General features: G+C 79.0%; 9 protein-coding genes and 2 tRNA genes. 2 read left to right on the top strand and 9 right to left on the bottom strand.

All coding sequences use genetic code 11. From position 1 onward, the window contains the following. From FA014_RS16030 to FA014_RS16070, 8 genes are all read right to left on the bottom strand, one after another. Positions 1–180, bottom strand: a 180-nt coding sequence (locus FA014_RS16030) for a hypothetical protein (RefSeq protein ID WP_154730652.1), incomplete at its 3' end; no start/stop codon positions are given. 183 nt (positions 181–363) lie between these two features. Beyond that, complete coding sequence (locus FA014_RS16035) at positions 364–1,152, bottom strand: alpha/beta fold hydrolase (protein ID WP_154730653.1); 789 nt, start codon at positions 1,150–1,152, stop codon at positions 364–366. Positions 1,153–1,165: 13 nt separating this feature from the next. Further along, positions 1,166–2,602: an outer membrane protein assembly factor BamB family protein gene (locus FA014_RS16040; protein ID WP_154730654.1), complete on the bottom strand. Its 1,437-nt coding sequence runs from the start codon at positions 2,600–2,602 to the stop codon at positions 1,166–1,168. 153 nt (positions 2,603–2,755) lie between these two features. After that, a tRNA-Gly gene (locus tag FA014_RS16045) sits at positions 2,756–2,827 on the bottom strand. A 99-nt stretch (positions 2,828–2,926) separates the two neighbouring features. Then, positions 2,927–3,475 (bottom strand): hypothetical protein, encoded by a 549-nt coding sequence (locus FA014_RS16050; RefSeq protein ID WP_195969322.1) that lies wholly within the window; start codon positions 3,473–3,475, stop codon positions 2,927–2,929. Positions 3,476–3,803: 328 nt separating this feature from the next. After that, positions 3,804–3,879 (bottom strand) — tRNA-Leu (locus FA014_RS16060). 287 nt (positions 3,880–4,166) lie between these two features. Next, positions 4,167–4,619 carry a DUF4262 domain-containing protein gene (locus tag FA014_RS16065; protein WP_154730656.1) on the bottom strand — a complete coding sequence of 151 codons (453 nt, stop codon included), beginning with the start codon at positions 4,617–4,619 and terminating at the stop codon, positions 4,167–4,169. Between the two features lie 65 nt (positions 4,620–4,684). After that, the gene (locus tag FA014_RS16070) at positions 4,685–5,698 is read right to left on the bottom strand and encodes a methyl-accepting chemotaxis protein (RefSeq protein ID WP_154730657.1); all 1,014 of its coding nucleotides are present in this window, start codon (positions 5,696–5,698) and stop codon (positions 4,685–4,687) included. Positions 5,699–5,827: 129 nt separating this feature from the next. On the opposite strand from FA014_RS16070, the gene FA014_RS16075 reads away from it, so the two are divergent. Beyond that, entirely contained in the window at positions 5,828–6,667 is an 840-nt protein-coding gene (locus tag FA014_RS16075) for a putative protein N(5)-glutamine methyltransferase (RefSeq protein WP_230323252.1), read from the top strand. Between the two features lie 262 nt (positions 6,668–6,929). Beyond that, a complete protein-coding gene (locus FA014_RS16080; RefSeq protein WP_154730658.1) occupies positions 6,930–7,577 on the top strand; it encodes an isochorismatase family protein in 648 nt (215 codons plus the stop codon). 48 nt (positions 7,578–7,625) lie between these two features. Here FA014_RS16080 and FA014_RS16085 read toward each other — a convergent pair whose 3' ends face one another. Next, positions 7,626–8,213 carry an MFS transporter gene (locus FA014_RS16085; protein ID WP_230323253.1) on the bottom strand — a complete coding sequence of 196 codons (588 nt, stop codon included), beginning with the start codon at positions 8,211–8,213 and terminating at the stop codon, positions 7,626–7,628. Positions 8,214–8,377 lie beyond the last annotated feature (164 nt).

Genomic DNA, 8,377 nt, shown 5'->3' on the forward strand with positions numbered 1-8,377 from the left:
GACCGAGCCGCCGAGCAGCCCGCCGGCGAGCGCGGCGACGCCCGACGCGCCGGCAGCGGCCGCGAGCGACGGCGTCCCCCGGAGCACGAGCGCGGCCGCGGCGAGGGCGCCGGCCGCCACGAGCAGCACGAGGACGCGCGTCCGGCGGCCGGCCCGGGGCACGTGGGGGGTGGTGGTCATCGGCCTTCCGTCGTCGTGGGTCCCGCACGACGGCCGGGTGCCCGCGGGGTCTCCGCGCCCGGGTCGTCGTCGATCGCCCGGGGGCGCATCGCGTCCTGATGCACCGTCGATCCTGCGCGCCGGGCACCCCGCCCCGCGAGCCGAGGGCGGGTGAATCGCCTGGTGGGACCGGGGGCGCGCAGGTCAGCAGCCGGCGAGCACCCGTTCGGCCCAGTCGGTCAGCAGCGCCGCCAGCACCCCGGGCCGCTCGTGCGGCAGCGCGTGCCCCGCCCCGTCGACCACCGCGAGCGTCGCCCGCGGGTAGCGCGCCAGCAGGGCGACCGCGCCCGCGTGGCCGACGACCGAGTCCCGGCGCCCGGCGGCCACCAGCACCGGGCCCGGGTACGGCGCCGCACCGGGCGCGTCCAGCCCGGTGATCTCCCAGCGCTCGCCGATCCGCGCGTTCGCCTCGGCGTCCGCGAGCGCCGCGCCCGGCTCGACGAACCGCCGGTACCGGTCGAGCATCTCGGGCGTCTGCACGACGAAGTAGCCCCGGAACTCCGCGTCGCCGAGGTCGTCGTCCCGGACCACCGGCTCGTGCGCGGGGACGTCGTGCCCGCCGGCCACCAGCGGGCAGACGAGGGCGAGCCCGGCGACGAGGTCCGGGCGGCGCGCCGCGATCCCCCGGGCGTCGTGCGCCCCCGCCGAGTGGCCGGCCAGCAGCACGGGCTCGCCGCCGGACACCGCCTCGACGAACCCGACCAGCACCTCCAGGACGTCGTCCTCGGAGCGCAGCGCCGGCGGCGCGGGGGTCCGGCCGTGCCCGGGCACGTCCGGGTACACCCGCCGCAGCCCGCCCGCTGCCGCGAGCGGCCCGTCGAAGCACGCCTCGGGCTCCCGGTGGTCGACCCCCGCGCCGTGCAGCACCACCACGGTCCGGCCGGAGCCGTGCGCGACGTGGTGCACGGGCACCCCGTGCGTCGTCAGCGCCATGCGCCCACCCCCCTCAGCGGAGCACGACCACCCCGTCGTCGCCCTGCCCGTACAGGATGCCGCCCTGGGTCCACACGCTGTCGACCCCCGGGGGCAGCGGGGCCGCCCAGGCCCGCCGTCCCGACGCGAGCCGGTAGGCGGCGAGCACCGGGACGCCCGACTCCGGGTCGCGCTCGACGCGGAGCAGGTGCACCCCGTCGGTCATCAGCCGGAAGTCCCGGAGCATCGCCCCCTCGGTGCTCCACCGCTCCTCGCCGGTCTCCGCGTCGACCGCCCAGACGGTCGTCGCGCTGCTGCCGTAGAGGACGCCGTCGAGCAGCACCTGGTTGGTGCGCGACATGCCGTCGGCGGGCCGCTCCCAGAGCACCGCTCCGGACGACGCGTCGACGCCGCGCAGCAGGCGCTGCAGCGAACCGTCGTCGACCTCCACCACCAGCACGCCCGGCGCGGAGCCGTCGTCCGGGGCCGCCGGGTGCACCTCGCCCGCGGCCTCGGCCGTCCCCGACCCGTCGACGCCGAGCAGCAGCGTCCGGCTGGACCCGTGGACGTCGACGAGCCGGTCGCCCCGGGTGACCCCGACCCCCGCGCCCCCGGCCTGCACCTGCCCCGTCCCGGCGTCCACCGCCCAGGTCGCATCACCGGTGTCCACCAGGACGTGGCTCCCCGCGTGGGTCAGCCAGCCGGTGCTCGAGCCCGGGTACGCCACCGGTTCGGGCACGTCGGCCGCCCACAGCTGCTCGCCCGAGGAGACGTCGGTCGCGACGAGGTGCACCGCCTCCGCGGCCGGGGTGCCGACGACCAGGGTGGCGTCCCCGACCGGGGACGCCTCGGCACCCGGCGCCAGGTCGCGCGCGCTGCGCACGGCGTGGTCGCCGAGGTGCACCTCGACGAGCCGCGTGGCGGACGCGGTGCCGGCGAGGTCCCGGCTGTCCGTGATCACGCACCACAGGATCCGCGCGGGTCCGTCGCGCCCGCTCCGGCAGTCGCCGCCGCGGCTGGTCAGGTCGACCGGCGGCGGGTCCGCGACCTCGACCCGCCAGACCTCCTCGCCGGTCTCCGGGTCGAGCCCCAGGACGCTCGCCGGGCCCGCGTCGGGACCCGTCCCCGTCCCGAGCACGAGCGCGGCGAGGTACCCCTGCTGCGTGCGGGTCCCGGAGAACAGCGCGGCCACCAGCTCCGGCGACGCCGTCGCGCCCGCGTCCAGCGGGGCGGTCACGGTCGCGTCGATCACCCCGGGCGTCGCGCGCAGCCGCTCGGCGGCCGACTCGGTGCGGGCGTCCGTCACGGACTGCCACGCCACGACCGCGAGGACACCCGCGACGGGCAGGGGCCACCAGCGTCGGAGCAGCGCGCGGGCCCGCCGGGCGCGCGCACGCTCCGGCGCACCCGGGCCCGGGGGCGGCCCGCCGGCGTCCTCCAGCAGCACCTCGGCCATGCCGCCCGCCCCCATGGGCCCACTCTAGGCGGGCGGGACCGGCCCGGCGGGGCGTTCCCGGGGCCGGTCCGACGGGCCGGTCCGACGGTCCGGTCCGCGCTCCGCGACACCGAGACCGGGGACGACGCAGCGCCCGGGCACGAGGTGCCCGGGCGCTGCGTGTCGCGGAGCGGACGACGGGATTCGAACCCGCGACCCTCACCTTGGCAAGGTGATGCTCTACCACTGAGCCACGTCCGCACGGCCTCGTTCTCGGCCCGACCGGGCCGCGAGGCGAGATAGGACAGTACAGGGCGCCGAGGGCTTTCGCGAAACCGCGACGCGCCGCCTCGGGGCGCGTCAGGGGGTGCGGCGGGGGCCGCCGACCGACGCCAGCCGCTCGACGAGATGGTCCGCCGACGGCGCCTCGACGGCCACCTCGACGACGCCGCCCGGCACGTCGAGCGCCAGGACCTCCAGGCCCGGCGCGACCCGCAGCGCGTCCCCCCGCCCGGTGCGCCGACCTGTCCGGCGCACGCCGTCGACCGCGAGCCGGACCGGGGCGCGGCGCAGCGGCCGCATGCCGGTCACCAGGCGCACCACGGTGAGCCCGGCGTCGTCGACGTCGAGGCGGGCGCCGACCCAGCGGGGGCCGAGCCCGGTGCCGCCGCCCGCCGACCGCACCGACGCCTCGAAGCGGCCCGCCCGGGCCCCCGCCGCCGCCCGGCGCCGCCGGACGCGGGTCGCGGCGGCGTCCCCGACCACTGCCGCCACGGCGGTGGCGCCGCCGATGGCCCACGCGGACGCGGGGTCCTCGCGGAGCACCCAGCGGGCCACCGCGGCGGCCACCACGGCGGCGAGCACGCCGGCGATCAGCACGGCGAGGACGGTCGAGCGGCGAGACCCCATCGGAGCAGCATGGCGGTGGCGGGCCGTCGGCGTCCGGGGAACGGCGTGCCGATCACGGCCGGCCGACGACGTCGCGGGCCTCGCCCGGGCCGCACCACCACGGCCCGGGACGAGAGGACGCACGTGCTCGACGCGCTGCCGACGCTCCTCCGCGACGTCCCCGCCTCGCTCGCGGTGCTGCTCGGCTCCGGCACCCGCGTGCGTGGTGCCGCTCGCGGCGGGGCCGTACCTGCTGGTGACCGCCTGGTGGGCCTTCGCCCGGCGGCTGCTGCTGCTGCGACGGTTCCCGCTCGACGGCGCGACGGTCTGACGTCGGACGCGGTGCAGGTGGTGCCCCGAGTGGGATTCGAACCCACACTGGATCGGGTTTGAGCCGATTGCCTCTGCCGTTGGGCTATCGGGGCGCCGCACCAGGCTACCGGCGCGCACCCGGCTCCCCGCGCACCGCCGGGAGCGGCCGGCAGCCCGGCCGACCCCGGCGGCGCGTAGGGGTCGCGGGTCGCGCCACTCAGCGGGCCACGTGCGTGCTGGACTGGGCCGGTCCCCCGGTGTGAGGGGTCCGCGGGGACCCGGCGGCGGGGCCGGGGCAGCACCCCCGGTCCCCGCCGCCACCTCCCGGCGACCCGCCGGCATCCCCGGTCCAGGAACGCCTCCGTGGGTGGCGCCCCGGGGCCGGGGGCGTCCGTCCCCGTCAGCCGACGTCGGGCACGATCCCGAGGATCGGCACGTTCGCGATGCGCGACCCCGGCTGCCACGGCCACCGTCCGTCCCGGTCCGGGTAGATCACCTGGAGCGCCGGCAGCGGCCGCGTCGCGCGCGCCAGCGGGTGCGCCATGACCAGGTGCTCGCGGGAGTCCAGGACCTCCATGACCCGCGCGTGCCGCCACACGTCGTCGATCGAGTCGCCGTCCACGTAACGGTTCCCGGCGCGCATCCGCGCGCCCAGGGTGTTGAGCAGCCGCGCGGCGTCGGCCTGGCACGGGCCGAACACGATGAGCTCGGGCAGGTCGTACCGGTACAGCCCCGCGGTGTAGCAGAACTGCAGCTCGCCGTCGCCGGGGCCGACCCACTGCAGGGCCCACCCGTGCTCGTCCGCCATGCCCAGCAGGTGGCTGAGCCACCCGACCGCCTCGACCTCGTCCACGATCCCACCCTGCACCCGGCCACCCACACGCGAGCCGCCGGGGTGGCCGGCCCCCGCGGCGCCGCTCAGCCCTGCTGCACGAGCGCCCCGTACCAGCCGAGCCCGGCGTAGGTCTCGTACCCGGGCGTCGCCGCGAACCCGACGGCCCGGCCGTCCTCCTCGTACGCCCCCGTCGCCCGGTCGCCGGTCCGCAGCGCGACCCGCTCCGCGAGCACCCCCGCCCGGTCCGACGCCGCGAGCACGAGCCCGTCCCGGTCGAGGATCAGCACGCGGGTGGCCTCGCGCTCGCCCGGCCCGAGGCGCACGCCGTCGACGATCGCCTGCGCCTGCCGCTCCCAGTCGAAGAACACGCCGAGCGCGCCGATCGGCCGGCCGTCGGCCCGGCCGCCCTCGCGGACGGCGGTCGCGTAGGTCGCGGTCAGCGCCCCGAGCGCGCGGTGCGGCGCCACGTCGAGGGCGGCGTACTCGTCGCCGGACCGGGTGGCCAGCGCGGCGCGGAACCACGGCTCGTCGCGCACGTCGGACCCCAGCACCCCGGCCGCGCCCCCGGTGCCCGCCCGGGCCACGACCCGCCCGGAGGCGTCGGCGAGCCACAGGTCCAGGTACACCGTGTAGCTGCGCAGGATCGTCGCCAGCCGGTCCCCCGCGTGCCGGACCGCCGCGGGTGCCGCCGTGGCGAGCGCGTCCACGAGCGCGGCGTCGGTCGCCCACCACCGCACGTCGCACGACCGCTCGTACAGGTTGCGGTCCATCAGCTCGATCACGTTCAGGGCCAGGTCCGCGAGCCGCTGCCCGCGCACCCGGCCGACGAGCTCGTGCCCGAGCACGGTGAGCTCGTCGATCCGCGGGCGCAGCTCGGACGACAGCTCCTCCGACAGCGAGCGTGCCCGGTCCGCGACCTCCCCGACCTCGCGGGCGACGACGGCGAACCCCGCGCCCGCCTCGCCGACCCGCGCCGACTCGATGAGCGCGTTCAGCGCGAGCATCTTCGTGCTGCGGGCGACCTGCTCGATCCCCTGCAGCTTCTCCCCCGTGACCCGGCCGACCTCCTCGGCCAGCCGCACGACCCGTTCCGGCACGACGCGTCCCTTCGACGAACAGCGGTCCCCCGACCTGTCCGGCCTATCGGCGGGACGGGGCCCGCGCTGAGCGGCCCGGGGTCGCGGGTCGCCGGCCTGGGCCGGCGCGGACCGCGTAGATTGCCGGCCGTGCCCGTCACCCCCGACCCCGCCGCGCTGGCCGCGCTCGTGACCCGGCTGCGCGCGGCCGGGTGCGTGTTCGCCGAGGACGAGGCGGCGCTGCTGGTCGCCGAGGCCGACGACGACGCCGGGCTGGCGGCGATGACCGCGCGCCGGGTGGCCGGGGAGCCGCTGGAGCAGGTCGTGGGGTGGGCGGAGTTCCGGGGGCTGCGGATCGCGGTCGAGCCCGGGGTCTTCGTGCCGCGGGCGCGCACCGGGCTGCTGGTGCGGGAGGCGGTGCGGGCGCTCCCCGACGGCCCGGCTCCTGCCCCCGGCGACGGGACGGGCACCCGGCCCGTGGTCGTCGACCTGTGCTGCGGCACCGGGGCGGTCGGCCTGGCCGTCGCCGCCGAGCACCCGGGCGTGGCGCTGTGGGCCGTCGACGTCGAGCCGGCGGCCGTCGCGTGCGCCCGCAGGAACGCGGCCGAGCTCGGGCCGCCGGACGCGACCGTGCTGCTCGGCGACCTGGACGCCCCGCTGCCCGACGCGCTGCTCGGCCGCGTCGACGTCCTGGTGGCCAACGCGCCCTACGTGCCGACCGCCGAGATCGCGCACATGCCGACCGAGGCCCGCGACCACGAACCGCGGACGGCCCTGGACGGCGGCGCCGACGGGGTGGACCTGCACCGCCGGGTGGCAGCCGCCGCGCCGCGCTGGCTCGCCCCGGGCGGGCACCTGCTGATCGAGACGAGCGTGCACCAGGCGGGCGCCACCGCGGCGGCGTGCGAGGGGCAGGGCCTCGCCGTGCGGGTCGTGCACGACGACGACCTGGACGGCACGGTGGTCGTGGCGACCCGCCGCCCCCGCTGACCGCTCCCCGCCGGCCCGGGTCGCCGTCGACGCGCACCCGCGTGCCCGACCCCGGGCGCGCGCTCCCGGCCCCGGCGCGTTTCCCGTCCCGGCCCAGTTCACCAGCCGATCGTCGCGACCCCGCCCGATCGATCTGGCGGCCGCGCGACGATCGGCGGGCGACCAGGTGCGCGCGGCGACGGGTGCGGGTCGCGGACCCGCCGGCGCGCCTAGGGTGGGTGCGGACGGGCGCACCCCGGCGCCCGGCGAGGAGGAGGCCCCGGTGGCTCGCGCGCTGATCGTGGTGGACGTGCAGAACGACTTCTGCGAGGGCGGCGCCCTGGCGGTCACCGGGGGCGCGGCGGTCGCCGAGCAGGTCACCGCGTTCCTGGACCGCGCTGCCGACGCGTACGACGTCGTGGTGGCCACCGCCGACTGGCACGAGCCGCTGCCCGACGACAACGCGGGCCACTTCGCGGTGGGCGCCGAGCCGGACTACGTGGCGACGTGGCCGGAGCACTGCGTCCGGGGCACCGCGGGCGCGGCGTACCACCCGGCGCTCCGGCTGCCCGGGGACGCCGTGCACGTGCGCAAGGGGCAGGGCCGCCAGGACTACTCCGGCTTCGAGGGCGTCGTGACGCCGAGCGTCGGGTCCGACGCGGAGTCCGCCGCCGAGGCGGGTGCGCTCGCCGACGCCGCACCGGCCGGGCTCGCGGACGCGCTCCGGGCGCGGGGCGTCGACGGCGTCGACGTCGTGGGCCTCGCCACCGACCACTGCGTGACGGCCACCGCGCTCGACGCGCTGGCCGCCGGGTTCGACGTCCGGGTGCTCACCGACCTGACGGCGGGGGTGGGCGTGCGCACCACGATCGACGCGCTCACCCGGCTCGCTGCCCGCGGCGTCACGCTGACCACCTCCGACGCCCGCTGACCGGAGCCCGCGTGGTCCCGACGCGGTCGGCGCGACGCTCCGCGGCGTTCAGGCCGCGTCGCCCGCCGCGATCGGCACGCCCGGCCGCTCGCGGCGCCACGCGCGCCCGCCGGACACGGCCGCCACCCCGCCGACCACCGCGAGCACCGGCACCACCAGGAACGCCGTGTGCGAGCCCACGGCGTCCGCGAGCGCCCCGAGCAGGAACGGTGCGAGCCCGATGGCCACCCCGCCCCCGACCGTCGCCCGCGCCTGCGCCGCGTCGGTCGCGCCGCCCGACGCACCCAGCAGCAGCGCGATCCCGAGCGGGTACTGCGCGCCGTACCCGAGCCCCGCGAGGAACAGCCCGGCCAGCGCGACCGGCGCGGTGGTCGCGGTCCACAGCACCGCCCAGCCCGCGACGGCCACCGCGAACGACGCAGCGAGCAGCCGCGCCGGGGACACCCGCAGCGACAGCGGGCCGACGACGAACCGGATCAGGGTCATGCCGGCGACCAGCCCCGCCGTGGTGGCGGTGGCGATGCCCGCGCCCGCGCCGGTGCGGTCCCGGACCAGGTCGGTCGCCCAGTAGGTCGTGGCGTTCTCGAGCGCCAGGGCCGCGACGACGGTCACGAGGAACCACCGCGAGGCGCGCACGGCGCGGGCGGCTCCCGGCGCCCGCCCGGCGTCCGGAGCTCCCGTCGCCGCCGGTCCCGCTCCCGGGGCCGACGCGTCCGCCGGTCCCCCGCGCGCGACGGGGTCGAGCGGATCGGCACGGCTCGCGTCCGCGCCCGCACGCCCGCGCGCACCGGGCCGGCCCA

The sequence above is a fragment of the Cellulomonas hominis genome, from assembly GCF_005239125.1.
In the GTDB taxonomy this organism is placed as follows: domain Bacteria; phylum Actinomycetota; class Actinomycetes; order Actinomycetales; family Cellulomonadaceae; genus Cellulomonas; species Cellulomonas hominis_A.